The following is a 24360-nucleotide window of genomic DNA, read 5'->3' as shown; positions in this document are numbered from 1 at the left end:
GAGGTGCGGTTCCGTGGGGGGGTGCGGGTCGGGTGTGGCCGGTCCCGCCCACGCGGCGGCAGCGGCATGTCGGACCCCGCCCCGCGCCCCTGAAGGGGCGCTTGAGGCCTAGGATTCTTTGAATGGCCGGACGTTTCGCTCCTCGGCCCACGCGTACGACTGTGCGGGGTGGGCAGGTCGTCGTGCCTGCCGGGGTGCCTCGGCAGGCTGCCGCGCCGGGGCGGGTCCGGATGTGGAAGCCGGCAGGCCCTCTTGATCTCGGACTGGTGCTGGGGCCGCTGCGGCGGGGGGCCGGGGATCCGACGTTCCGGGCCACCCGTGACGGGTCCGTGTGGCGGGCGAGTCTGACGCCTGCCGGGCCCGGCACGCTCCGGGTCGCCGTGTACGGCGGTGAGGCGCGCGGGGAGGCCTGGGGGCCGGGGGCCGAGTGGCTGCTGGAGCGGTTGCCGGAGCTGCTCGGTTCCGCCGACGACCCCTCCGTGTTCGTGCCCCGGCACCGGGTCGTGGCGGCGGCCCGGCACCGGCGGCCGGGGTTGCGGCTGACGCGGACCGGGCTGGTGCTGGAGTCGTTGATTCCGTCGGTCCTGGAGCAGAAGGTCACCACCGACGAGGCGTACCGGGCGTGGCGGTTGCTGGTGCGGAGGTTCGGGGAGCGTGCGCCGGGCCCCGCGGGGGTGGGTGAGCGGCCGATGTGGGTGATGCCCGCGCCTCGTACCTGGGCGCTGATCCCGTCCTGGGAATGGCACAAGGCCGGCGTCGACGACAAGCGGGCCTCGACGATTCTGCGGGCGGTGCGGGTCGCCGCGCGGCTGGAGCAGGCCGCGGGGATGGCGGCGGAGGCGGCGCAGGCGCGGCTGGAGGTGGTGCCGGGGGTGGGGCCGTGGACGTCGGCGGAGACCGTGCAGCGCAGTCATGGGGCGGCGGACGCGGTGACGGTCGGGGACCTGCACCTGCCGGGGATCGTGGGGTGGGCGCTGGCCGGGGACCGGCATGCCGATGACGAGGTGATGCTTCGGTTGCTCGAGCCGTATGCGGGACAGCGGCATCGGGCGGCTCGGCTGATTCTGCTGAGTGGGCATACGCCGGCGCGGAGGGCGCCGCGAATGACGCGGGGCGATATCGGCCGGTTGTGACGTGCGGGTGGGTTTCACTCGCCCGCGTCGGTGGTGCCGCCCTGCGGCACCCCTGCCCGCAGCCAGGCAGCTTTGAGAGGGGCGGCTGGGCAGCGCCCCGTCCAGGGGCGCGGGGAACTGCGCGATCAGCCCCCGCGCGCCCGCAGTGGAACCACTTCCCCCGACGGGGTCCGGGGCGCAGCCCCGCGAACGGCTCCCCGGCCCCGCCGCACGCCTACTGGTCCGACGAGAACCGCACCGCCCCCGCCGGGATCATCGCGTCGCACCACACCCTGGCACCCTCACGCAGTTCGTTGTCGGCGCCGATGACCGCGCCGTCGCCGATCACCGTGCCGGTGAGGACGGAGCGTTCGCCGACGCGGGCGCGGTTGCCGATGAGGGAGTCGGTGATGACGGCGCCGGGTTCGATCACGGCGCCCGGGAGGATCGTCGAGCCGAAGACCCGCGCCCCCTCCGCCACGAAGGCGCCCTCGCCGACCACCGTGCCCCCCGTCAGCTTCGCGTCCGCCGCGACCCGGGCGGTGGGCAGGACCAGGCGGTCGCCGCAGCGGCCGGGGACCGCGGGGGACGGGGCGCGGCCGAGGACGAGGTCCGCCGAGCCGCGGACGAAGGCCGCGGGCGTGCCGAGGTCCAGCCAGTACGTGGAGTCGACCATGCCCTGCAGGTGGGCGCCGGCCGCGAGGAGTCCGGGGAAGGTCTCGCGCTCCACGGACACCGGGCGGCCCGCCGGGATCGTGTCGATGACCGAGCGGCGGAAGACGTACGCCCCCGCGTTGATCTGGTCGGTGACGATCTCCTCGGGGGTCTGCGGCTTCTCCAGGAAGGCCAGGACCCTGCCTGTCCCGTCGGTGGGGACGAGGCCGTACGCGCGGGGGTCGGTCACCTGGGTGAGGTGCAGGGAGATGTCGGCGGACGTCGACTCGTGGGTGGCCACCAGGGCACCGATGTCCAGGCCCGTCAGGATGTCCCCGTTGAAGATCAGGACCGGCTCGTCCGGCCCGGAGTGCAGCCGGGCGGCCACGTTGCGGATCGCGCCGCCGGTGCCGAGCGGTTCGTCCTCGGTGACGTACTCGATGTGCAGGCCGAGTGCCGCACCGTCGCCGAAGTACGGTTCGAAGACGTCCGCCAGATAGCTGGTCGCGAGGACGATGTGCTCCACGCCCGCGGCTCTGGCTCTGGCCAGCTGGTGGGTCAGGAACGGCACGCCGGCCGCCGGGACCATCGGCTTGGGCGTGTGGACCGTGAGCGGGCGCAGCCGGGTGCCTTTGCCGCCGACCAGGAGGATCGCTTCTGTCACCTGTCGTCTCTGCTTCCTGCCGGGACCGGCCGAACTCTCTGTCGGCCGGCCAGTGTATGCAGACCGTGCGACGGCGCCCTCGACAGCCGCGCGGTGCCACGCGGCACGGGTGTGCGGTTTCCCCCGACTGCCCCCGACGGCGGTGAACGCGGGCCCCGTACTCAGCGTCCCTGCAGGTGCGCGGAGGTGGTCCGGGCCGAGCCGAGCTTGGCGTAGAGCTTGGCGCCTGGGCAATCGGTGGCGTACCCGTCCCGGTGGCCGGAGATCACGTTCAGTCGTACGTTCTTCCCCTTTGGGTAGAGATTGCCACCCCCGGACGTCAGATATGTCTTTCCCTTCGGATTGGCCCCGTAGAGCCCGAGCTTCCAGGCGGTGAGCCCGGCGACGCCGGTCACGGCGGCCGCGGACGGCTGGTGCGAGCCGTAGGTACCGATCACCGCGACACCCATGCTGTCGTTGTTGAACCCGAGGGTGTGGGCGCCTCTGACGGCCTTCGCCGCTCCCCCGGCGCGGCCCTCGTAGACGGTTCCGCACTTGTCGACGAGGAAGTTGTAGCCGATGTCCCGCCAGCCCATGCTCACGACGTGGTAGCGGTAGATACCGCGGATGACGGACGGGGCCTCGGAGCAGCGGTAGCCGTTGCCGGAGGCGGTGTGGTGGACGAAGGCCGCCTTGATCTTCCCGGTGTAGACGAACCCCTTCTCGCGCAGCGACTCGTCGGCGCCCCAGCCGCGGCGGGTGACGATCCTGGGGCGCGGCCCGATGTAGGGCTTGGCGAGCGGGGCGTCGGCGCCGTTCAGTTCCCGGAGTTCGCGTTCGGTGTCCTCCCGGCTCAGCGCGGGGATCTCGGTGGCGGCGAACGACACCAGGCCGGCGTTGACCGCGGCTGCCGAGTCGGCCTCGGTGTCGGTGTCGGTACGGGGGCTGTCGGCGGTCGGGCTCTGGGACGGGGCGTCGTCGCCGGGGTCGACGAGTTCGAGGCGCAGGCCCGCCGGGAGCAGATCCCGCCCGATGCCGAGGCCGCCGCCGTGCGGGGCGGAATCGTCGGCGGGGTCGTCACCGGGGCCTTCACCGAGGCCGTCGCTGGAACGGTCGCCGGAGTCGTCACCGAGGCCGTCGTCGGAACGGTCGCCTGAGTCGCCGCCGGAGCCGTCACCGGAGCCGTCATCCGCTTCGGCGCGCACGCGTACGTCGACTCCGTTCGAGTCGCCCACCCACAGGGGCGCCGTGGCGCCGCGCACCCGGCCGGAGGAGGCCTCCGCCGTGTCCGGGTCGGCACCGATGTCGGCGGTGTGCGTGTCGATGTCCTGCCAGGCCGACCAGTCGCCGGTGGCGGCGGACCGGGTGCGCACCTCGACCTTGCCGTGCAGTTCTGTTCCGGGGTTGTCCCAGATGACGCCGACGAGCGAGAAGTGGTGTACGTCGGTGCTGTACGCGCCCTGTTCGGGGACCTGGCCGAGCACGCGTTCGCGGGTGCGGGGGACGAGGGGCAGCGACTGGGTGCTGCCGGAGAGGGCGGTCGTCGTGGTCCGGTCCGCGGGTGCGGCGGCCGCGGACGGCACGTTCAGCACGGCCGGCGCCAGGGTGAGGGCCGCCGCGCAGGTGACGTCGATCGAGCAAGTCAGGAATCCACGCATGCCCCTGATGTTGAACACAGTCAGGCAGACATGCCCATGCGGGAATTGACGCCCCGTCGGTCCCGGTTACGCCGAACCGGTGGCCCCGCCGGCCGGTGCCGGCACCCGGCGCGGCGTACGCTTGCGCGGGTGAACGCCACCGATCGCACCCCTGCCGACCTGCTGCGTTCCGCGCTCGCCGCGGACCCCGGACGCCCCCTGGTGACCTTCTACGACGACGCGACGGGCGAACGCGTCGAATTGTCCGTGGCCACCTTCGCCAATTGGGTGGCGAAGACGGCGAATCTGTTGCAAGGCGACCTCGGTGCGGGGCCGGGTGACCGGGTGGCCCTGCTGCTGCCCGCGCACTGGCAGACGGCGGTGTGGTTGCTGGCCTGTTCGTCGGTGGGCGCGATCGCCGACATGGCCGGGAAGCCGGCGGCGGCCGACGTCGTGGTGAGCGGGCCGGAGTCGCTGGAGGCGGCGCGGGCGTGCCGGGGGGAGCGGGTCGCTCTCGCGCTGCGGCCGCTGGGCGGCCGGTTCCCGCGGACGCCGGAGGGGTTCGTCGACTACGCCGTCGAGGTGCCGGGTCAGGGGGACCGGTTCGTGCCGTTCTCGCCGGTGGACGCGGAGGAGCCCGCGTTGATCGTGGCGGGGGCGGAGCTGAGCGGGGCCGAGGTCGTGGAGCGGGCGCTCGGGGACGCGGCGGGGCTGGATCTGACCGGGCCTGGCTCCCGGTTGCTGTCGGGGCTGGGGTACGACACGTGGGAGGGGCTGAGCGCGGGGTTGTACGCGCCGCTCGCGGTCGGGGGGTCGGTGGTGCTGTGCCGGCATCTGGACGAACTGGATGCGGAAGGGATCGCGAAGCGGATCGAGAGTGAGCGGGTTACCGCGTCCGCTCGCTGAGGCCGCTGTTCGGCGGCGGTCCGGTGAGGGCCGTCCCCGTGCCCCCAAGAAGGTGGGAGCAGGCACCCGCGTGGAGTAGTTGCCGCCGCCTCCGCTCCCGTGCCGGGGCACTGTTGAGGAGTGACCGACGTCGTAGGGGCATCCGCCACCGGGAACGGGCTTGCCCGGCGGCGTCGGCGGTGTTGGGTGCGGGGGGCGGCCCTCGGTGCCGGGGTGCTGCTCGTGGCGGCCGTCGGCGGCGGCTGGGCCCTGTACGCGAAACTCAGTCACAACATCACCGCCGACAAGGCGGCCGAGTCCGAGCTCGCCCGGTACGAGCGGGAGCGGCCCACCGCACTGGTGCGCGGCGCGCAGAACATCCTCCTCATCGGCTCGGACACGCGTGCCGGGGACGGCAACCGCCGCTACGGCAAGGACTCGGGCACCGAGCGCTCCGACACCACGATCCTGCTGCATCTCGCCCGTGACCGGCGCAGCGCCACCGCCGTCTCGCTGCCCCGGGACCTGATGGTGCACGTGCCCGACTGCCTGCGCGCGGACGGGCGGCGCAGCGATCCCTCGTTCACGCTGTTCAACTCGGCGTTCGCGGTGGGGGGGTCGGCCTGCACCATCCGTACCGTCGAGAAGCTCACGAACATCCGGATCGACCACCACGTCGTCGTCGACTTCAGCGGGTTCAAGAACATGGTCGACGCGGTCGACGGGGTGCAGGTGTGCCTGAAGAAGCCGATCAACGACAAGGCGGCCAAGCTGCGGCTGCCCGCCGGGCGGGTCACCCTCGACGGGGAGCAGGCACTGGGGTACGTACGGGTGCGCAAGTCGCTCGGGGACGGCAGTGACACCGGGCGGATGGACCGCCAGCAGCAGTTCATGGGGGCACTCGTCAAAAAGGTGCGGAGCACCGACGTACTGCTGAATCCGGCGAAGCTCTATCCGCTGCTGGACGCGGCGACCTCCGCGCTCACCACCGATCCGGAGCTGGCCAGTCTGCGGGGGCTGTACCAGCTGGTTCGCGGGCTGCGGGAGGTCCCCACGGACGAGGTGCGGTTCCTGACCGTGCCGTGGGAGCCGTATGTGTACGACGCCAACCGGGACCAGTTGGTGGCGGGCCGGGCGGACGCGCTGTTCGCGCTGCTGCGGGCGGACCGGCCGGTGAAGGTCGCCAAGAAGAACCCCTCTTCCGACTCCCAGGCGGCCACGTTCCGCGGTAAAACCGCCGCCGAGGACAGTTGCGAGTAAAGGACACGCCAAGGCGGCGAACTTCCGCGCTGTTCGATGTCCAGTCAAATGAGATGGATTGCCCGCATGTAGGGAGGATGAATTTGTCACTGGCGTCACTCCACGCTGAACTGGGCGGATAGTGTGAGCGCTCCGGTGCACCCGGCCGCGAGGTCCGTCCTGGGGTCGTGCACTGCGAAACGTGACCGAGCGCCTTGGTGGGGGGAAGGCGCCGCGTGGCCCCGACGGAGGATTCGGACAACCGTGGACGCGCAAGGCCGTGGGCGGGCGGACGACATCGATCCCGCAGACCAGTGGGTGCTCAATCCGAACACCGGTGAATACGAACTGCGACTGGCGCCTTCCGCACCGCAGTCGTCGGTACCCGGACCGCGCAGACCGGCCCCGCCGGACGGCACCGCGCGCGGTACGCGGCAGACGGCGAGCCCGGAGGTGCCGGGGCAGCGCAGGCGGCGCGCGGAGCCCGAGCCGCCCGCGGGGCGTCGTTCGCGGCGGCCGGCGAAGAAGAAGTCGAAGGCCAAGAAGGCCCTGCTGTGGACCGGCGGGTCGATGGCCTTCGTGCTGGTCGCCGTCTCGGCCGCCGGCTACCTCTACCTCAGGCACCTCAACGGCAACATAACGTCCGTCTCCGACGACGGCGCGAGCACCGGTGGTTTCAGCAAGGACAAGGCGATCAACCTGCTGGTCATCGGCACCGACAAGCGGACGGGCTCGGGCAACGAGGGCTACGGCGACGCCGGCAGCGTCGGGCACGCCGACACCACGATCCTGCTGCACATCTCCAAGGACCGTTCCAACGCCACCGCGTTGAGCATTCCGCGGGACCTCATCGTCGACGTGCCCGACTGCCAGACGCAGCAGTCGGACGGGACCGAGAAGGTCATCGCGGGCACCCAGAACGTCCGCTTCAACACCAGCCTCGGCCAGGACGGCCGTACCGCCAGCTGCACCGTGCGCACGGTGACCGAGCTGACCGGGATCCAGGCCGACAACTTCATGGTGGCCGACTTCAACGCGGTCAAGACGCTGACCGACGCGGTCGGCGGGGTCGAGGTGTGTCTCGCCAAGAACATCGACGACTCGGACTCGCATCTGAAGCTGTCCAAGGGCACCCACAACATCTCCGGCGAGACCGCGCTGGCGTTCGTGCGCACCCGGCACTCGGTCGGCTTCGGCGGCGACCTGAGCCGGATCCAGCTCCAGCAGCAGTTCCTCAGCGCCCTGATGCGCAAGCTCAGCTCCAACTCGACGCTCACCAGCCCGACCAAGCTGCTGAAGCTGGCCGAGGTCGGCACCAAGGCGCTCACCGTCGACTCCAAGCTGGACAGCATCTACAAGCTGAAGGACCTGGGGCTGGAACTCGGCAAGCTCAACCCGAAGAACCTGACCTTCACCACCATCCCGGTGCTGGACAACCCGGCGGAGAAGGTGAAGGCGACCGTCGTGCTCAACGAGACGAAGGCCCCCGCCGTCTTCCAGGCCATCAAGGACGACGTCTCCTTCACGGCCGTCAAGAAGAAGCAGGCGCAGGCCAAGGACGCGGCGGCCGCCCGTCTGAAGGGCACCAGGTCGGCGGCCTCCGAGGTGCGGGTGCGGATCCTCAACGGCGGGGCCCCGGCCGGCAGCGCCCAGGAGACCCTCAGCTGGCTGCAGAACCAGCAGGGCGTCCTCAAGTCGGAGAACGCCGGCAACGCGGGCACCGTCCTCAGCAGGACCACCCTGGAGTACGCGCCCGACCAGGCCGATCAGGCGCGCGAACTGGCCAGCCTCATGGGGCTGTCCGGCTCCGCGATGAAGCCCGGCAAGAGCGTGACCAACTCCCAGGGCCTGCCCGCGATCACACTGACGCTGGGCAAGGACTTCAAGGGGGCGGGAGTCTCCCTCACCACTCCGACAACGGCGCCGGACGTGGACACCAAGACAACGGCGGACAAGGTGACCTGCGCCAAGTAGGGCGCCGCGACGAAGAGTTACGCGGCACGAGCACCAAGTAACCGCGAAAAAGCAGGTAACCCTATGGGTCCGTCGCGCGTCTAACCGGGCGCGGGGCGGACCCGTGTGGTCCGTGTGGCGTCCGACGGGGGGCGCGGCGGCGGGCCTGTGTGCGCAGGGCGCAGGGTGGGGAGGGCAGGGAGTTGACGCGGAGCGATGTGCGGGGGGAGGTGCCTGCGGTCGAGGACACGATGTCCCTCGTACCGAAGGCACCCGGGACACCGGACAGACCCGGACCAGAGGGCGGGCGCCACAAGGACGGCTCGACAGGCGGCTCCACGGGCGGCTCGGGCGATGGCTCGTCCGACGGGCCGAACGGCGGTCGAAGCGGGACCGGCGGGCGCGGCCGGCGGGCGCTGCGCTGGTCGGCGACCGTGCTGTCGGTGGTGGTCCTCGGTACGGCCGGTGCCGGCTACCTCTACTACCAGCACCTGAACGGCAACATCCACAAGGGCGAGCGCAGCAGCGGCGACGCCAAGGCACGCAAGACCGCGGCCAACGCGGCCGGTCAGACGCCGATGAACATCCTGCTGATCGGCTCCGACAGCCGTAACTCCGACGAGAACGTGAAGCTCGGCGGCGCCAAGTACGACCGCGGCAGCCCGCCGCTCGGCGACGTACAGATGCTGATCCACCTGTCGGCGGACCGCAAGAGCGCGGCGATGGTGAGCATCCCCCGGGACACCCGCGTCGACATACCCAAGTGCACGGACCCGAAGACCGGCAAGGTGTACCCGGCGACCAACACCATCATCAACGAGTCGCTGGCCCGCGGCGGCGCCGGCTGCACCCTGGCCACCTGGGAGAACCTCACCGGGGTCTACATCGACCACTGGATCACGATCGACTTCTCGGGCGTGGTGAACATGGCGGACGCCATCGGGGGCGTCGACGTCTGTGTGAAGCAGAACGTGTGGGACCGGCCGACGGCCGCGGTGCCCGGCGGCTCCGGGCTGAAGATGACGGCCGGCACGCACAAGGTGAAGGGCAAGAAGGCCCTGCAGTGGCTGCGCACCCGGCACGCGTGGGGCAGCGACCTGATGCGGGCCCGGGCCCAGCACATGTACCTGAACTCGATGATCCGCACGCTGAAGGGCCAGAACGTCTTCACCGACACCGGCAGGCTGATGGACCTGGCCGAGGCGGCCACCAAGTCCCTGACGGTGTCCGAGGAGATCGGCACGCCGAAGAAGCTCTACGACCTGGCCATGCAGCTCAAGTCGGTGCCGACCAACCGCATCACCAGCCTGACGATGCCGAACGTGCAGGACTCGCAGAACACGGACCACGTCGTGCCGGACGCCGTCGGCGCCGACAAGATATGGCGGATGCTCCGCGACGACGTGGCGCTCGACAAGAACGGCTCCGCCAAGGAGAGCGAGAAGAAGACGCCGGCGAGCGCCCAGCCCACCAAGGAGCCGTCCGTCTCCGCGGGCAGTCTGGGCGTGCTGGTGCGCAACGCCACCGGCAGCGCCACCGAGGCCCCGGTCGGCGGCCGGGCGCGGACACTCGCCCAGGAACTGGCCGCCAAGGGTTACGGCAGGGCCGCGGCGGACACCTCGGCAGCCGCGGAGTCGGTGGAGAAGACAGTCGTCCAGTACCCGAGCGCGGACCTGGAGGGCGACGCCCAGGCGGTCGCCAAGGCGCTGGGGATTCCCACCGGACAGGTGCAGCAGACCACGGATGTGTCGGGGGTCACGCTCGTGGTCGGCGCCGACTGGCGGGACGGGACGGCGTACCCGAAGCAGTCCAAGCCGAAGGCCGGTGACCTGCCGGACAACGCCGACGCGATCAACGGTTCGGACACCAAGCAGTGCATGGACGTGTACGCGCCCTATCGCTGGTAGCGGGAGCACACGGGTCCGCGGCAGCCGGAGCACACAGGTCCGCACAGGCGGGCACAGGCAACTCCTGGACGTCTGCATGACACTGCCGCCGCGCTCAGGTGCCCGGACGTTCCGGGTGTGGTGGCAGGGGCGAGCGGGAGGGCGGGCGACGTGGTGCGCGGCAGTGCGGACACCAAGGCGTGTGCACGTCGGCCCGGACTGCACCTGGTAGTCCGGGCCGTACGGCAGCCGGTGCTCAGCTGGACGAAGAGCTGAGCACCGCGGGGCGACGGGACGCGATGACCCGCTTCGCCAGCGACTTGGGGCTGGTCAGGAAGCCGTATCCCCACGACATGTGCATGGTGGCGAGGGCGAGGGGGATCTGCAGCCGCGCCTTCAGCGGCAGCCCCTTGCCGGCCGGGAGGGACCCGGCGGCGATCGCCGCGAGGTAGCCGCCGGGAACGACGAACCCGAACGGCGTGAGCAGCGCCCCCACGACGATCCCCGCCGCTATCGCGCACACCGCGGCCGGCGGGGCGAGGTAGCGCAGGTTGATGGAACCCTCGTGGTAGCGGGCCACGACGTGCCGCCAACGGCCGTAGTCCTTGTACTGCTTGGCGAGCGCCTTCACGCTCGGCCGCGGGCGGTACGACACCCTCAGCTCCGGCGAGAACCAGATCAGCCCGCCGGCCTCCCGGATCCGGAAGTTCAGCTCCCAGTCCTGGGCGCGGATGAACTCCTCGTTGTAGCCGCCCTGTTGCTCCAGCGCCTCGCGCCGGAAGACACCCAGGTACACGGTCTCGGCGGGACCCGCGACGCCGCCCGTGTGGAAGGCCGCGTTCCCGACACCGATCTTCGAGGTCATGGCCGCCGCGACCGCCTGCTCCCAGGCGTTCTCGCCCTCGGCGTGCATGATGCCGCCGACGTTCTGCGCGCCGGTCTCCTCCAGGAGCCGTACGGCGGTAGCGATGTAGTTCGGCGAGAGCATGCCGTGGCCGTCGACGCGCACCACGATCGGATGCCGGGAGGCCTTGATCGCGGCGTTCAGCGCGGCCGGGGTGCGCCCGGTCGGGTTCGGGACGGTGTGCACGCGCGCGTCTTCCGCCACGAGTTGGGCCGCGATCTCGTCCGTACGGTCCTTGGAGGGACCGAGGGCGATGACGACCTCCATCTCGCCGGCGTACTCCTGCGCGAGGATCGCTTGGACGGCCCCGCGCAGATGCCGCTCCTCGTCGAGGACGGGCATGATCACAGAAACTGCGGGGTGCCGCACGTCGGGCTTGGCGTTCATAGGGGGCTCACGTTACCGCGAACGGGGGACACCGGTGCGCGCCGCATGGACGGTGCCGCGGGCTGAACGTCGTATCGGCCTACGGTGCTCACGGATCCCGCGTACGGCCTCGTCCGGAGGTGTCCCTTGTCCGCCAGCCCGCCCCGGTCCCCCGCCCGGCCAGCCCGGCCGCAGCGCCGACCGCAACCCACCCGTCAGGCCCCGCGGCCGCCGGTACGACCCAGAAGGCCCCGGCGGCCGCGCTGGGCCATGCGGGCGGTCACCACACTCTCCGTGGTGGTGCTGGCGTCGGCCGGGATCGGGCACTCGGTGATGGCCGGACTGGACGCGGACATCGCCCGGGTCGACCCCTTCAAGGACATGAAGAACCGTCCCGCCGCGGGCCACGGCATGAACGTGCTGCTGGTCGGAACCGACGGCCGCGACAAGATCACCGAACAGGAGCGGCGCAGGTACCGGCTGGGCGGGGCACCCTGCCACTGCACCGACACGATCATGATCGTGCACATCTCGGCGGACCGGAAACGGGCCACGGTGGTCAGCCTGCCCCGCGACTCGTACGCCGAGGTCCCCGCACAGGTCGACGAGACCACGCACCGCCCGCGCGCCGCCCACCCCATCAAGCTGAACGCGGCCTACGCGGAGGGCGGCCCGCAGCTGACCGTCCGCACGGTCGAGGACATGACCCGTCTGAAGATCGACCACTACCTGGAGGTCGACTTCATCACGTTCATGCGGACCGTCGACGTGCTCGGCGGGGTCCGCGTCTGCACCGCGCAGCCGCTGAAGGACTCCTACACCGGCCTGAACCTCTCCCCCGGCACGCACACCCTGAACGGCGGCCAGGCCTTGCAGTACGTCCGCTCCCGGCACGTCGACGCGGCGAGCGACCTGGGCCGGATGAAGCGGCAGCAGCGGTTCCTGGCGTCGATGATCGAGCAGGCGACGTCGAGCGGGGTGCTGCTCAACCCGATCAGATTCCGGGACGTGACACGGGCGGTGCTGGGGTCGGTGCGGGCCGACACGGGCTTCGGCACGGACGAACTGCTGGACCTCGGCCGGGCGATGCGGAACTTCTCGCCGTCCTCGTCCGAGTTCACGACCGTCCCCATCGGGCAGTTGGGGTACGCCGTGAAGGGCATCGGCTCGACGCTGAAGTGGGACCGCGCCGGGGCGGACCAGCTGTTCCGGTCCCTGCGCGAGGACAAGCCGCTCGCGCCGCCCACGCCGGCGCATGCGCCCACGCCCACGCACGCGCCGAAGCCGCAGGTGCCGCCGCCTGCGACGGTGGAGGTGGCGCCGGCGGGGATCCGGGTCCAGGTGGAGAACGGCACCCCCACGGCGGGGCTGGCGCGGCGGATGGACGCGGCGCTGGCCGCGACGGGCTTCGCGACGAACCACCGGCCGGTGGGCGCCGCCCGGCGCGACCTGAGGCGCACGGTGGTCTCCTTCGACCCGCGCTGGGACCGCTCGGCCCGCTCACTGGCGGCGGCGCTGCCGGGCAGTGTCCTGCGGGCCGTGCCGGGGATGGGGCCGGTGCTGCGGGTGACGGTGGGGACCGACTTCAAGGGGGCTGTGCGGACGGTGCGGGCGGAGGCTCCGGCGCCGCAGGAAGAGGCTTCCGTGATCAGGGGAGACGATCGGGTCTGCTGAGCCCGTCGGTCGGCTGCGGCGCCGTCGTGGCTGGTCGCGCCCCGCGGCGGAGCCGCATATCGATACGGTCCCGCGCCCCTTTCGGGGCGCATCGCAGCGCCTTCTTTCAGGGCCCACCCGCACCCGACCGTCGGCCCGGCGCGGCACCGTCCTAGTCCTCGTACCCCTCCGCGATCCTGCGCTCGCGCAGCTCACGGATCTCCCGTCGCCTCGCCAGCCGGTGCGTGCGCCTGATCTGGGCCTCCTGGTAGCGCCGGCGGTCCCTGTCGGTCTCCGGTACCACCGGCGGCACCCGGCGCGGCTTGCCGTCCGCGTCCACCGCCGCGAAGACCAGGTAGGCCGAGCCGACCTGGGTGGCGGGAGTCGACTCGTTCCAGCGCTCGGCGAGGACCCGCACCCCCACCTCCATCGACGTCCGGCCGGTCCAGTTGACCTGGGCCTTGACGTGGACGAGGTCGCCGACCCGGACCGGCTCCAGGAACACCATCTCGTCCATGGACGCGGTGACGGCGGGACCTCCCGAGTGGCGGCCGGCGACCGCGCCCGCAGCGTCGTCCACGAGCTTCATGATCACGCCGCCGTGCACGGTCCCGAGGAGGTTGGTGTCGCTGTGGGTCATGATGTGGCTCAACGTGGTCCGGGACGCGGACGTCGGCTTGCCTGGTATGCCGGATTCCGCCTCTGAGGCCTGGTCTGTCATGGCCCCCACCTTATGCCGAAGCGACATTCACGGAATTTTGTGTCGGCTTCGCAACAGGGGTGACCTGATTTTCCGACGACCCTTGTAAGAGGTACAGGCGCTGCCTGCACACTGGGGCCCATGAGCGAATGGCCCCAGGGATGGTCGGACGACAACCGCGGCGACCGGTACGGACGCGGTAGCGCAAGCGCGCAGCCTGAGGGCGCCCGCGTGATGCGCCAGGTACGGCGGGGGGAGCCGTCGGCACCGCCGTACGGCTCCCCGCAGCAGGGCGGCGGCGGATACGCCGGGGTCCCGCAGCAGCAGTCGTACAACAGCGGGTACGACGGCGGTGGCGGGCGCGACGGCTACGACAGCGGCTACAACACCGGCCAGGTCTACGGCGGCGGCCCCGGGGGCGGCGGACCCGACGGCACCCGTGAGCGCGGGCCGCGGCCGGCTCCCAACTGGCGCAAGCGGATCAAGTGGACGGCGATCGTCGTCGTCAGCGTGCTGATCGTCACATCCGTCTCGACCTACTTCTGGGCCGACTCCAAGCTGCACCGGGACGTCGACCTGTCCAAGGTCATCGACCGGCCCGCGGCGGGCAAGGGCACCAACTACCTGATCGTCGGCTCCGACAGCCGCAAGGGCATGTCGGCCGAGGACAAGAAGAAGCTGCACACCGGATCGGCCGAGGGCCAGCGCACCGACTCGATGATGATCCTGCACGTCGGCGACAACGGCGACACGCTGGTCTCGCTCCCCCGCGACTCGAACGTGGAGATCCCCTCCTACCAGGGGTCGGCGTCCGGCAAGGTCTACCAGGGCACCGGCCGGCACACGAAGCTGAACGCGGCCTACGCCGAGGACGGGCCGACACTCCTCGTCCGCACGATCGAGTACAACACCGGTCTGCACATCGACCACTACGTGGAGATCGGCTTCGCCGGCTTCGCGGACATAGTGGACGCGGTCGGCGGTGTCACGCTCACCATCGACAAGGGCTTCAAGGACAGCTACTCGGGCGCGAACTTCAAGGCGGGCACGCAGACCCTGAACGGCGAGGAGGCCCTGGCCTTCGTCCGTACCCGGCACGCCTTCGCCACGTCGGACCTGCAGCGCACCAAGAACCAGCAGAAGTTCCTGGCGGCCCTGGCCCACCAGGTGGCCACCCCGTCGACGATCCTGAACCCCTTCAAGCTCTACCCCACCCTCGGCGCGGGCCTCGACTCCCTCACCGTCGACAAGGACATGAGCCTGTGGAACCTGGCGTCGATGTTCTTCGCGATGAAGGACGTCAACAGCGGCGGCGGCGTCTCGATGAACATGCCGATCTCCGGCTCCACCGGCGGCAACCTCGTCTGGGACAAGGCGAAGGTGAAGACCCTGGTGGACGAGCTGAAGAACGACGAGAAGGTCACCGTCTCCGGCAACTGAGCCGCCGACCGACCGAGCCGTCCTGACGGCAAGCAGCGCCACACGGGGGAGGGCCGGCGGCCCTCCCCCGTCGGTGCGCTCCTCGAACTAGTGCGGGACCGGCGTCACATGGGCATGGCCGCCATCGAACGGCACATCTCGGCGCAGCGGTGACACGCTTCCGCGCAGCGCTTCAGCTGGGGATCGTCGGGCATGGACATACACGCCTCGGCGCACATGTCACAGGCCTTCGCGCACATCGCGCACATCTCGGGCGACAGCGGCGAGCGCCGCATCATCATGTCGGCGCACATGCGGGTCGCCTCGGAGCAGTCCATCAGCGCCCGCATGATGCGCATGTGGGCAGGGCCGCCCTCCATCGACATGCAGGAGCTCAGGGTCTCCTCGCACATCGTGTGGGTGGCCATGCACATGTTGACGCACTCCTGCATCTGCTTGGACATGGCCGACATGGGGCCGGTCTGGGTCATGGCTCCTCCAGGGTGGGAATGAGGGGTCCGGGGCGGCCCCGTCTGGTTCCGTCCTAAGCCCGACCGTCCGGTAGTGCCATTCGGGCACGCGGACAGAAAAGGCGCCCCGGAGGGCGCCTTTCCAAGAGACGGAACACCACGTGCCGTTACGGCAGGTTGCGGGCCATGACGATCCGCTGAACCTGATTCGTGCCCTCGTAGATCTGCGTGATCTTGGCGTCGCGCATCATGCGCTCGACCGGGTAGTCGCGGGTGTAGCCGTAGCCGCCGAGGAGCTGGACGGCGTCCGTGGTGACCTCCATGGCGACGTCGGAGGCGAAGCACTTGGCCGCCGCGCCCTGGAAGGTGAGGTCGGCGTCGCCGCGCTCGGAGGCGGCCGCGGCCTGGTAGGTGAGGGCGCGGGCGGCGGCGATCTTCATGGCCATGTCGGCGAGCATGAACTGGATGCCCTGGAAGTCGGCGATCGGCTTGCCGAACTGCTTGCGCTCCTGGACGTAGCCCTTGGCGTAGTCGAGGGCGCCCTGGGCGACGCCGAGGGCCTGGGCGGCGATGGTGATCCGGGTGTGGTCCAGAGTCTTCATCGCGGTGGCGAAGCCGGTGCCCTCCGCGCCGATCATGCGGTCGGCGGGGATGCGGACGTTGTCGAAGTAGACCTCGCGGGTCGGCGAGCCCTTGATGCCCAGCTTCTTCTCCGGGGCGCCGAAGGAGACGCCCTCGTCGGACTTCTCGACGACGAAGGCGGAGATGCCCTTGGTGCGCTTCTCCGGGTCCGTCACGGCCATCACCGTGTAGTAGTCGGAGACGCCCGCGTTGGTGATCCAGCGCTTCACACCGTTGAGGACGTAGTGGTCGCCGTCGCGGACCGCCTTCGTCTTCATGCCGCCCGCGTCCGAGCCGGCCTCCGGCTCGGAGAGGCAGTACGAGAACATCGCGTCACCTTTGGCCAGCGGCGCGAGGTACTTCTTCTTCAGGTCCTCGGAGCCGGAGAGCATCACCGGGAGCGAGCCCAGCTTGTTCACGGCCGGGATGAGGGAGGAGGAGACGCAGGCGCGGGCGACCTCCTCGATCACGATGACCGTGGCGAGCGCGTCGGCGCCGGCCCCGCCGTACTCCTCGGGTACGTGCACGGCGTGCAGGTCATTGGCGACCAGTGCGTCGAGGGCCTCCTGTGGGAAGCGGGCCTCCTCGTCCACCGCGGCGGCGTACGGGGCGATCTTCGCCTCGACCAGCGCGCGGACGACGTCCCGGAGCATGTCGTGCTCCTCGGACGGGCGGTACAGGTCGAAGTCAGCCGATCCGGCCAAGGTGTCTCACTCCAGACGCAGTGGTGCTGACGCTAATTACTGTTAAGTAACTCAAAGTTTAGAACGCGGCCCTCGGATAGGTCACGTGAGCTTGGCGACAGCGGGAAAGTTGCCCGGAACACGGCCCGGTTATGCTCGGGCCGCAGCCCGTACCGACGTCCCCGAGCTGGAGCATTCATGAGCCTCAAGATCACCGTGATCGGCACCGGCTATCTCGGCGCCACGCATGCCGCGGCCATGGCCGAGCTGGGCTTCGAGGTGCTCGGGCTGGACGTCGTGCCCGAGAAGATCGCGATGCTGGAGCGCGGCGAGACCCCGATGTACGAGCCGGGGCTCGACGAGCTGCTGCGCCGGCACGTGGCCGGCTTCGAGGGCTCCACCGGGCGGCTGCGCTTCACCACCGACTGGGCCGAGGTCGGCGCCTTCGGTGACGTGCACTTCGTGTGCGTGAACACCCCCCAGAAGCACGGCGAGTACGCCTGCGACATGTCGTACGTCGACTCCGCGATCGCGTCGCTGGCCCCGCATCTGACCGGGCCCGCGCTGGTCGTCGGCAAGTCGACGGTGCCGGTCGGTTCCGCGGAGCGGCTGGCCGCCTACCTCACCGGGAACGCGCCCGCGGGCGACGACGCCGAACTGGCCTGGAACCCGGAGTTCCTGCGTGAGGGCTTCGCCGTCCAGGACACGCTGCACCCGGACCGGATCGTGGTCGGCGTGCGCAGCGAGCGCGCGGAGAAGCTGCTGCGCGAGGTGTACGCGACGCCGGTGAGCGAGGGCACGCCGTTCGTGGTGACCGACTTCCCGACCGCCGAACTGGTGAAGACGTCGGCGAACTCCTTCCTCGCGACCAAGATCTCCTTCATCAACGCGATGGCGGAGGTGTGCGAGGCCGCGGGCGGCGATGTGGCCAGGCTCGCGGAGGCGATCGGTTACGACGACCGGATCGGGAAGAAGTTCCTGCGCGCCGGGATCGGGTTCGGCGGCGGCTGCCTGCCGAAGGACATCCGTGCCTTCATGGCCCGCGCGGGTGAGCTGGGCGCCGACCAGGCGCTGACCTTCCTGCGCGAGATCGACTCCATCAACATGCGGCGCCGGGGACAGATGGTCGAGATGGCGCGGGACGCGCTCGGCGGCGGGTCCTTCCTCGGGAAGCGGGTGGCGGTGCTCGGCGCGACGTTCAAGCCGGACTCGGACGACGTGCGGGACTCGCCGGCGCTGAACGTGGCGGGGCAGATCCATCTGCAGGGCGGCCAGGTGACGGTCTACGACCCGAAGGGGATGGCGAACGCCCGGCGGCTGTTCCCGACGCTGGGCTACGCCGGTAGCGCCGAGGAGTGTGTGCGGGGGGCCGATGTGGTGCTGCACCTCACCGAGTGGCGGGAGTTCGGGGAGCTGGATCCGGCGGCGCTCGGGGAGGTGGCCGCGGCTCGGGTGATCCTCGACGGACGGAATGCGCTGGATCCTGAGATCTGGCGGCGGGCCGGGTGGACGTATCGCGCCATGGGACGTCCGACCGCGTAAGGCGGCGGGCGCGTCGGGGCTGGTCGCGTCCGAGCGGCGGAGCCGCATGCCGACACGGCCCCGCGCCCCTTCCGGGGCGCCTCAGCCGGAGGCGGGCCACCGCGGCGCATCCGCACCGTGACAAGAAGGACGACACCGGTTCGGCCGAGGCTCAGTCGGCCGAACCGGTGTCTTGTTGCATTCTGCACCACGCGGCACACGCAGATCCGGTGAACCGGCCGCGCCTTACCGCTCCTTGGCCCGGTACCGGCGCATTTTCGCGCGCGCCCCGCACACCTGCATCGAGCACCAGCGGCCGCGGCCGGCCGGGCTGCGGTCGTAGTACGCCCAGTGGCAGGTGTCCGCCTCGCAGGCCTTGAGGCGGGTCCAGGTGCCCTCGACCAGGGCTGTGGCGACGGCCGCCGCCACGCGGGAGAGCAGGGGGGCCGGGTCGGCGGGGGTGAGGTGCGCCGAGCCGTCGGCGGGGTCGACGACGACACGCAGCGGGGCCTGCGCGAGCAACTCGCTCAGGGGGGTGACCTCGCGGTGCGGGGGGTACCCGGCGTGGGCGAGGAGGGCGGCGCGCAGGGACTCGCGCAGGGCGCGGGCGGGTGAGAGTCCGGCCTCCGTGACACCGAGGCGTGCCCTGCCGTCCGCCGTGTCGAGGGCGTCGGCGCCCGACTCCAGGTCCAGTGTGTTCACCAGGGCCTCGACCAGGGCCAGGCCGCCCGGCGCGGGCGATCTCTCACTCATCCCTGCAAGTTACCTCCGAAATCCGGTTGCGGCGTTACCGGCGGTGCGGGAACATGCGGTAACCGTAGTTACTGGTTGAACGGCTTTGCAGGTAACTCCGACTTCGAGGAGGAAGTCATGGCTCTCGCCAAGCTCGGTGTTGTCGTCCTGGACTGCCCCGACCCGTCCGCGCTCGCCGGTTTCTACGCCGGGGTGCTGGGCGGCAGTGTCGAGGGGGACGGGGAGTGGGTGGACCTGAAGGTGCCCGGCGGGCAGGCGCTGGCGTTCCAGCAGGCGCCCGGGTTCGTGGCGCCGGAGTGGCCCGCGCCGGACGACTCGCAGCAGTTCCACCTGGACCTGGTGGTGGACGACCTGGACGCGGCCGAGAAGGGGGTGCTGGAGCTGGGCGCGAAGCCGCTGGACGCGGCGGACCGGGAGCGCAGTTTCCGGGTGTACGCCGACCCTGCGGGGCACCCGTTCTGCCTCTGTGCCTGCTGAGGCCGCCGGCCGGAGGAAGAGCGAAGAAGACAGAAGAAGAGCGACGAGACAAGGAGGGCTCATGGCGTCCGTCGCCCGCCTGCGCAACGTGGTGATCGACTGTCCCGACCCGTCCGCGCTGGCCGCCTTCTACGCGGCCGTCGCCGGCGGCACCCTGGTGGCCGAGGAGGCCGACTGGGTCGTACTGAGGCTGCCGGACGGGCTGCGGCTGGGCTTCCAGCTGGCGGAGGGGTACACCCCGCCCGAGTGGCCGCGCGCCGACCACAACTCCCAGCAGTTCCATCTCGACTTCGACGCGGGGCCGACGTGGGAGGACGTCGACGCGGCGGAGAAGAAGGTGCTGGCGCTGGGGGCGCGGCTGCTGCGGCGGGAGGAGGACCCGGTCGCGGAGGACTTCCGGGTGTACGCCGATCCGGCCGGCCATCCGTTCTGCCTGTGCCGGATCGACTGACCGGACCTCGACTGACCGGACCCGTCTGATCGGCCCCGTCCGGTCAGGCTCCGTCTGATCGGACCCCTCCTGTCAGCCCCGTCTGATCAGCTCCCCGTCTGATCGGATCCGCTGATCGGCCTCCTCGGATCAGGCCCCGTCTTATCGGCCCCGTCTGATCGGCCCCGTCTTGATCGGCCCCGTCCGATCAGGCCTCGGGGTCGGCCGGGCGGGGTGGGTTCGGGTCTCTGCGGTACTGGGCCGCTCGGGCGGTGAAGTCGGCGCTGCGCAGGGCGCGCTGGACGTTCCCCCAGGTCAGCAGTGACAGCTCGGTGTCGGACCAGCCGCGGCGGAGCAGTTCGGCGATCAGGTGGGGATAGCGGGAGGCGTCGTCGAGGTCGCGGGGGTGGGCGACGCCGGAGTCGTAGGTGCCGGACAGGGCGACGCACTCGGGGCCCGCGACCGCGCGGACGTGGTCGAGGTGACCGGCGACGTCCGCGAGGCTCGGCCCGGTCTGCTCGGCGGCCAGCGGCACCATGCAGACGCCCTTCTGCTCCCCGAGCCGCGCCAGCAGGCCGTCGGAGAGGTTGGCGGGGTGCGGGCGTACCGCAGCGGCGGCGGAGCGGGTGCACAGGACCGGTGTCTTGGAGAGCGCGAGCGTCCGGACCAGGGCGGCCTCCGGGGCACCGGACAGGTCGGCGAGCACCCCGAGCCGGTTCATCTCCCGCACCACCTCCTCGCCGAACCGGGTCAGCCCCTGCGCCCCCGCCCAGGCGGCGCCCGCCAGGGAGAGCACACGCAGGCCCAGGGACTGCAGGACCCGCAGGATGCCGAGGGAGTCGTCGAGGGCCGCGGCGGAGGCGGGACCGAGCACCACGGCGACCCGGCCGCAGTTGCGGGCGTCGATGACCTGCCCGGCGGTGCGCACCAGCCGGAGCCCCTCCGGGTGCGTCTCGACCACCCGGCGCACCAGGTCCAGCTGTTCCAGGGTGGCCCTCACGGCCCGGCCGCCCCGGTCGCCCCGGTCGCCCTCCGGCACCGGCAAGGACCAGAACAGCGCGCCCACGTGCCCCTCGCGCAGCCGGGGCACGTCCGTGTCCACCGCCGTCTCGCCCAGCTCCAGGTCGTACCAGGGCAGCGGCCCCAGCGCCCGGGGCAGCCCGCTGTAGCCGTCCGCGACCGGATACGCCTCCAGCAGCGCGTGGGCCCGTTCCAGGAACGCGGCGCCGGACTCCACCGGGAACGGATCGTCCGGGAGACGGTCCTCCCTGCCGACCTCGGTCGTGGTGGGGATGTCGTGCTGGAGGTCGGCCATGAAGGGCTCCGTACGTCGTCGTGAGCTACGTCGTGAAGGGGCTGTAGCTCACCGTCGCACGCCTGCCCGGGAGGGTTCCTGGTGGACGGGGCGTTCGGGGGTACGCCCCGAACGCCCGGCCCTCGCGGCGCGGCCCCGCCGAGTGGTCGCGCCGCTCTCCGCGGTCAGCCGTCCAGTTCGGCGATGGTCGCGTGGGACGGCCCCCGTGTCTCTTGCAGGCCGCGGGCCACGTCCTCCGCGGCGCCCAGCACGCGCACCGCGTTCTGCCAGGTCAGCTTGGCCAGGTCGGACCGGGACCAGCCGCGGTCCAGCAGCTCGGCGACGAGGTTGGGGTAGCCGGAGACGTCGTTCAGGCCGTCGGGGGTGAAGGCGGTGCCGTCGTAGTCGCCGCCGATGCCGAGGTGGTCGATGCCGGCGACCTCGCGCATGTGGTCGAGGTGGTCGGCGACCGTGGCGACCGTGGCGACCGGGCGCGGATTGGTCTCCTCGAAGGCCCGGTGGACCTTCATCGCCGCCTCGGTGGTGTCCAGGTGGTGGAAACCGTGATCGCGCATGTTCTCGTCGGCGGCCGCCGTCCAGTCGACCGCCGCCTGGAGCACGAACTTCGGCACGAACGTCACCATCGCCATGCCGCCGTTGCCGGGGAGGCGTTCGAGGACGTCGTCCGGGATGTTGCGGGGGTGGTCGCAGACGGCCCGGGAGGAGGAGTGGGAGAAGATCACCGGGGCGGTGCTGGTGTCGAGGGCGGCGCGCATGGTCGTGGCCGCGACGTGGGAGAGGTCGACGAGCATGCCCAGGCGGTTCATCTCCCGCACCACCTCGCGGCCGAAGGCCGACAGGCCGCCCACGTTCGGCTCGTCGGTCGCCGAGTCCGCCCAGTCGTTGTTGTCGTTGTGGGTGAGCGTCATGTAACGCACACCCAGCTCGTACAGGCCGCGCAGGGTGCCCAGCGAGTTGTCGATGGAGTGGCCGCCCTCCGCACCCATCAGGGAGGCGATACGGCCCTCCGCGCGCGCCGCCTCCATGTCGGCGGCGGTCAGCGCGGCCCGCAGGTCGGCCGGGTAACGGGCGATCAACTGCCGTACGCAGTCGATCTGTTCCAGGGTCGCCGGGACCGCGCCCGGCAGGTCCGAGCGGACGTACACCGACCAGTACTGCGCGCCGACGCCGCCTTCCCGCAGGCGCGGGATGTCGGTGTGCAGGTGCGCGTTCTGGTGCGTGGCGATGTCGCGTGCGTCGAGGTCGTAGCGGACCTGCTCACGCAGTGCGTACGGCAGGTCGTTGTGGCCGTCGACCACCGGGAACTCACGCAGCAGGGACCGGGCTTCATCCAGGGACGTCATTACGTGTTACTTCCCGGAGTCCTACTTGCCGAAGCCGAAGCCGCCCGAACCCTCGACCTTGGCGCGCAGCCGTTTGCCCTTCTCGGTGGCCTGGTCGTTGAGGTCCTGCTGGAAGTCACGCATCCGGCCCAGCAGGTCCTCGTCGTGGACGGCCAGGATGCGGGCGGCCAGCAGGCCCGCGTTGCGGGCCCCGGCGACCGAGACCGTGGCGACCGGCACGCCGGCTGGCATCTGCACGATGGAGAGCAGGGAGTCCATGCCGTCGAGGTACTTCAGCGGGACCGGGACGCCGATGACCGGCAGCGGCGTGACCGAGGCCAGCATGCCCGGGAGGTGGGCCGCGCCCCCGGCGCCCGCGATGATCACCTTCAGGCCGCGCTCGGCCGCCTGCTCGCCGTACGTGACCATCTCGCGCGGCATCCGGTGCGCCGAGACGACATCGACCTCATACTCGATCTCGAACTCGTCCAGGGCCTCGGCGGCGGCCTCCATGACGGGCCAGTCGGAGTCGGAACCCATGACGATGCCTACAACGGGGCTCATTCGGTGATCGTGCCTCTCAGGTAGCCGGCAGCGTGACGTGCGCGCTCGAGAACGTCGTCCAGGTCGTCGCCGTAGGTGTTGACGTGGCCGACCTTGCGGCCGGGCTTCACGTCCTTGCCGTACATGTGGATCTTCAGTCTGGGGTCGCGGGCCATGCAGTGCAGGTAGGCGGAGTACATGTCGGGGTAGTCGCCGCCCAGGACGTTGACCATGACCGTCCACCTGGCGCGCGGGCGCGGGTCGCCGAGGGGCAGGTCGAGGACCGCGCGGACGTGGTTGGCGAACTGGCTGGTGATCGCGCCGTCCTGGCTCCAGTGGCCGGAGTTGTGCGGCCGCATCGCCAGCTCGTTGACGAGGATGCGGCCGTCGCGGGTCTGGAACAGCTCGACGGCCAGGTGGCCGACCACGCCCAGTTCCTTGGCGATCCGCAGGGCCATCTCCTCGGCCTGCAGCGCGAGCGTCTCGTCCAGGTCGGGTGCGGGCGCGATGACGGTGTCACAGACGCCGTTGACCTGCTGGGACTCGACCACCGGGTAGGCGACGGCCTGGCCGTGCGGGGAGCGGACGACGTTGGCGGCGAGCTCGCGGACGTAGTCGACCTTCTCCTCGGCGAGAACCGGCACGCCGGCCCGGAACGGGTCGGTGGCCTCCTCGGCGGTCTCCACGACCCACACGCCCTTGCCGTCGTAGCCGCCGCGCACGGTCTTCAGGACGACGGGGAAACCGTCGCCCTCCGCCGCGAACCGGACCACGTCCTCCGGGTCGGTCACGATGCGGTGGCGCGGGCAGGGGATGCCGATCGCGTCGAGCTTCGCCCGCATCACGCCCTTGTCCTGTGCGTGCACCAGAGCGTCGGGGCCGGGGCGCACGGGGATGCCGTCCGCCTCCAGGGCCCGCAGGTGCTCGGTCGGCACGTGCTCGTGATCGAAGGTGATCACATCGCAGCCGCGCGCGAACGCGCGCAGCGTCTCCAGGTCGCGGTAGTCGCCGACGACGACATCGCTCACCACCTGGGCCGCGGAATCCTGAGGGGTGTCGCTGAGAAGCTTGAACCTGATGCCCAGCGGGATGCCCGCCTCGTGCGTCATACGCGCGAGCTGCCCCCCGCCGATCATGCCGACTACCGGGAATGTCACGCCCCTAGGGTATCGGC

At 71.1% G+C, this 24360-nt stretch carries 21 protein-coding genes; 10 read left to right on the top strand and 11 right to left on the bottom strand.

Annotated features, from left to right (window positions below):
* Positions 1 to 122 precede the first annotated feature (122 nt).
* Positions 123 to 1133, top strand: coding sequence for a DNA-3-methyladenine glycosylase family protein (locus LQ326_RS06475; protein WP_234533568.1), 1011 nt, complete (start codon positions 123 to 125; stop codon positions 1131 to 1133).
* A gap of 214 nt (positions 1134 to 1347) precedes the next feature.
* On the opposite strand, the gene manB is transcribed toward LQ326_RS06475, so the two are convergent.
* Positions 1348 to 2430: a mannose-1-phosphate guanylyltransferase gene (gene manB, locus LQ326_RS06470; RefSeq protein ID WP_234533566.1), complete on the bottom strand. Its 1083-nt coding sequence runs from the start codon at positions 2428 to 2430 to the stop codon at positions 1348 to 1350.
* Positions 2431 to 2591: 161 nt separating this feature from the next.
* On the bottom strand, positions 2592 to 4067 hold the full coding sequence (locus LQ326_RS06465; RefSeq protein WP_234533564.1) for a peptidoglycan recognition protein family protein: 1476 nt from the start codon (positions 4065 to 4067) through the stop codon (positions 2592 to 2594).
* Between the two features lie 129 nt (positions 4068 to 4196).
* Here LQ326_RS06465 and LQ326_RS06460 point away from each other — a divergent pair, with 129 nt between their 5' ends.
* The 4 genes from LQ326_RS06460 (at position 4197) to LQ326_RS06445 (ending at position 10030) form a co-directional block, all read left to right on the top strand.
* A complete protein-coding gene (locus LQ326_RS06460) occupies positions 4197 to 4952 on the top strand; it encodes a TIGR03089 family protein (RefSeq protein ID WP_234533562.1) in 756 nt (251 codons plus the stop codon).
* Between the two features lie 120 nt (positions 4953 to 5072).
* Positions 5073 to 6191, top strand: a complete 1119-nt coding sequence (locus LQ326_RS06455; RefSeq protein ID WP_234533560.1) for an LCP family protein — start codon at positions 5073 to 5075, stop codon at positions 6189 to 6191.
* Positions 6192 to 6434: 243 nt separating this feature from the next.
* Positions 6435 to 8144 carry an LCP family protein gene (locus LQ326_RS06450; protein WP_234533558.1) on the top strand — a complete coding sequence of 570 codons (1710 nt, stop codon included), beginning with the start codon at positions 6435 to 6437 and terminating at the stop codon, positions 8142 to 8144.
* A gap of 182 nt (positions 8145 to 8326) precedes the next feature.
* A complete protein-coding gene (locus LQ326_RS06445) occupies positions 8327 to 10030 on the top strand; it encodes an LCP family protein (protein ID WP_372496753.1) in 1704 nt (567 codons plus the stop codon).
* A gap of 235 nt (positions 10031 to 10265) precedes the next feature.
* Here the strand turns inward: LQ326_RS06445 and LQ326_RS06440 are convergent, their stop codons facing one another.
* Positions 10266 to 11300, bottom strand: a complete 1035-nt coding sequence (locus LQ326_RS06440) for a glycosyltransferase family 2 protein (RefSeq protein WP_234533554.1) — start codon at positions 11298 to 11300, stop codon at positions 10266 to 10268.
* A 126-nt stretch (positions 11301 to 11426) separates the two neighbouring features.
* Between LQ326_RS06440 and LQ326_RS06435 the strand changes: the two genes are divergently transcribed.
* Positions 11427 to 12953, top strand: coding sequence for an LCP family protein (locus LQ326_RS06435; protein ID WP_234533552.1), 1527 nt, complete (start codon positions 11427 to 11429; stop codon positions 12951 to 12953).
* A gap of 151 nt (positions 12954 to 13104) precedes the next feature.
* Here LQ326_RS06435 and LQ326_RS06430 read toward each other — a convergent pair whose 3' ends face one another.
* Positions 13105 to 13653: an acyl-CoA thioesterase gene (locus LQ326_RS06430; protein WP_372496751.1), complete on the bottom strand. Its 549-nt coding sequence runs from the start codon at positions 13651 to 13653 to the stop codon at positions 13105 to 13107.
* A 120-nt stretch (positions 13654 to 13773) separates the two neighbouring features.
* On the opposite strand from LQ326_RS06430, the gene LQ326_RS06425 reads away from it, so the two are divergent.
* Complete coding sequence (locus LQ326_RS06425) at positions 13774 to 15072, top strand: LCP family protein (protein ID WP_234533549.1); 1299 nt, start codon at positions 13774 to 13776, stop codon at positions 15070 to 15072.
* A gap of 104 nt (positions 15073 to 15176) precedes the next feature.
* Here the strand turns inward: LQ326_RS06425 and LQ326_RS06420 are convergent, their stop codons facing one another.
* On the bottom strand, positions 15177 to 15542 hold the full coding sequence (locus tag LQ326_RS06420; RefSeq protein ID WP_234533544.1) for a four-helix bundle copper-binding protein: 366 nt from the start codon (positions 15540 to 15542) through the stop codon (positions 15177 to 15179).
* A gap of 146 nt (positions 15543 to 15688) precedes the next feature.
* Complete coding sequence (locus LQ326_RS06415) at positions 15689 to 16846, bottom strand: acyl-CoA dehydrogenase (protein WP_268206690.1); 1158 nt, start codon at positions 16844 to 16846, stop codon at positions 15689 to 15691.
* A 177-nt stretch (positions 16847 to 17023) separates the two neighbouring features.
* Here LQ326_RS06415 and LQ326_RS06410 point away from each other — a divergent pair, with 177 nt between their 5' ends.
* Positions 17024 to 18367: a UDP-glucose dehydrogenase family protein gene (locus LQ326_RS06410; protein WP_234533542.1), complete on the top strand. Its 1344-nt coding sequence runs from the start codon at positions 17024 to 17026 to the stop codon at positions 18365 to 18367.
* 225 nt (positions 18368 to 18592) lie between these two features.
* On the opposite strand, the gene LQ326_RS06405 is transcribed toward LQ326_RS06410, so the two are convergent.
* Entirely contained in the window at positions 18593 to 19099 is a 507-nt protein-coding gene (locus LQ326_RS06405) for a CGNR zinc finger domain-containing protein (RefSeq protein WP_234533540.1), read from the bottom strand.
* 117 nt (positions 19100 to 19216) lie between these two features.
* Between LQ326_RS06405 and LQ326_RS06400 the strand changes: the two genes are divergently transcribed.
* Positions 19217 to 19576, top strand: coding sequence for a VOC family protein (locus LQ326_RS06400; RefSeq protein WP_234533538.1), 360 nt, complete (start codon positions 19217 to 19219; stop codon positions 19574 to 19576).
* Positions 19577 to 19637: 61 nt separating this feature from the next.
* A complete protein-coding gene (locus LQ326_RS06395; RefSeq protein WP_234533536.1) occupies positions 19638 to 20027 on the top strand; it encodes a VOC family protein in 390 nt (129 codons plus the stop codon).
* 187 nt (positions 20028 to 20214) lie between these two features.
* Here LQ326_RS06395 and LQ326_RS06390 read toward each other — a convergent pair whose 3' ends face one another.
* The 4 genes from LQ326_RS06390 to LQ326_RS06375 all read right to left on the bottom strand — a co-directional run bounded on the left by LQ326_RS06390 (position 20215) and on the right by LQ326_RS06375 (position 24343).
* The gene (locus tag LQ326_RS06390; RefSeq protein WP_234533534.1) at positions 20215 to 21321 is read right to left on the bottom strand and encodes a dipeptidase; all 1107 of its coding nucleotides are present in this window, start codon (positions 21319 to 21321) and stop codon (positions 20215 to 20217) included.
* A gap of 164 nt (positions 21322 to 21485) precedes the next feature.
* Positions 21486 to 22664 carry a dipeptidase gene (locus tag LQ326_RS06385; RefSeq protein ID WP_234533532.1) on the bottom strand — a complete coding sequence of 393 codons (1179 nt, stop codon included), beginning with the start codon at positions 22662 to 22664 and terminating at the stop codon, positions 21486 to 21488.
* Positions 22665 to 22685: 21 nt separating this feature from the next.
* A complete protein-coding gene (gene purE, locus LQ326_RS06380; RefSeq protein ID WP_234533633.1) occupies positions 22686 to 23183 on the bottom strand; it encodes a 5-(carboxyamino)imidazole ribonucleotide mutase in 498 nt (165 codons plus the stop codon).
* Between the two features lie 20 nt (positions 23184 to 23203).
* Positions 23204 to 24343, bottom strand: a complete 1140-nt coding sequence (locus LQ326_RS06375; RefSeq protein WP_234533530.1) for a 5-(carboxyamino)imidazole ribonucleotide synthase — start codon at positions 24341 to 24343, stop codon at positions 23204 to 23206.
* Positions 24344 to 24360 lie beyond the last annotated feature (17 nt).

The sequence above is a fragment of the Streptomyces shenzhenensis genome (genome assembly GCF_021462265.1).
In the GTDB taxonomy this organism is placed as follows: domain Bacteria; phylum Actinomycetota; class Actinomycetes; order Streptomycetales; family Streptomycetaceae; genus Streptomyces; species Streptomyces shenzhenensis.
Note: the sequence above shows the minus strand (reverse complement) of the source record. Positions and strands in the feature narration are given on the sequence as shown.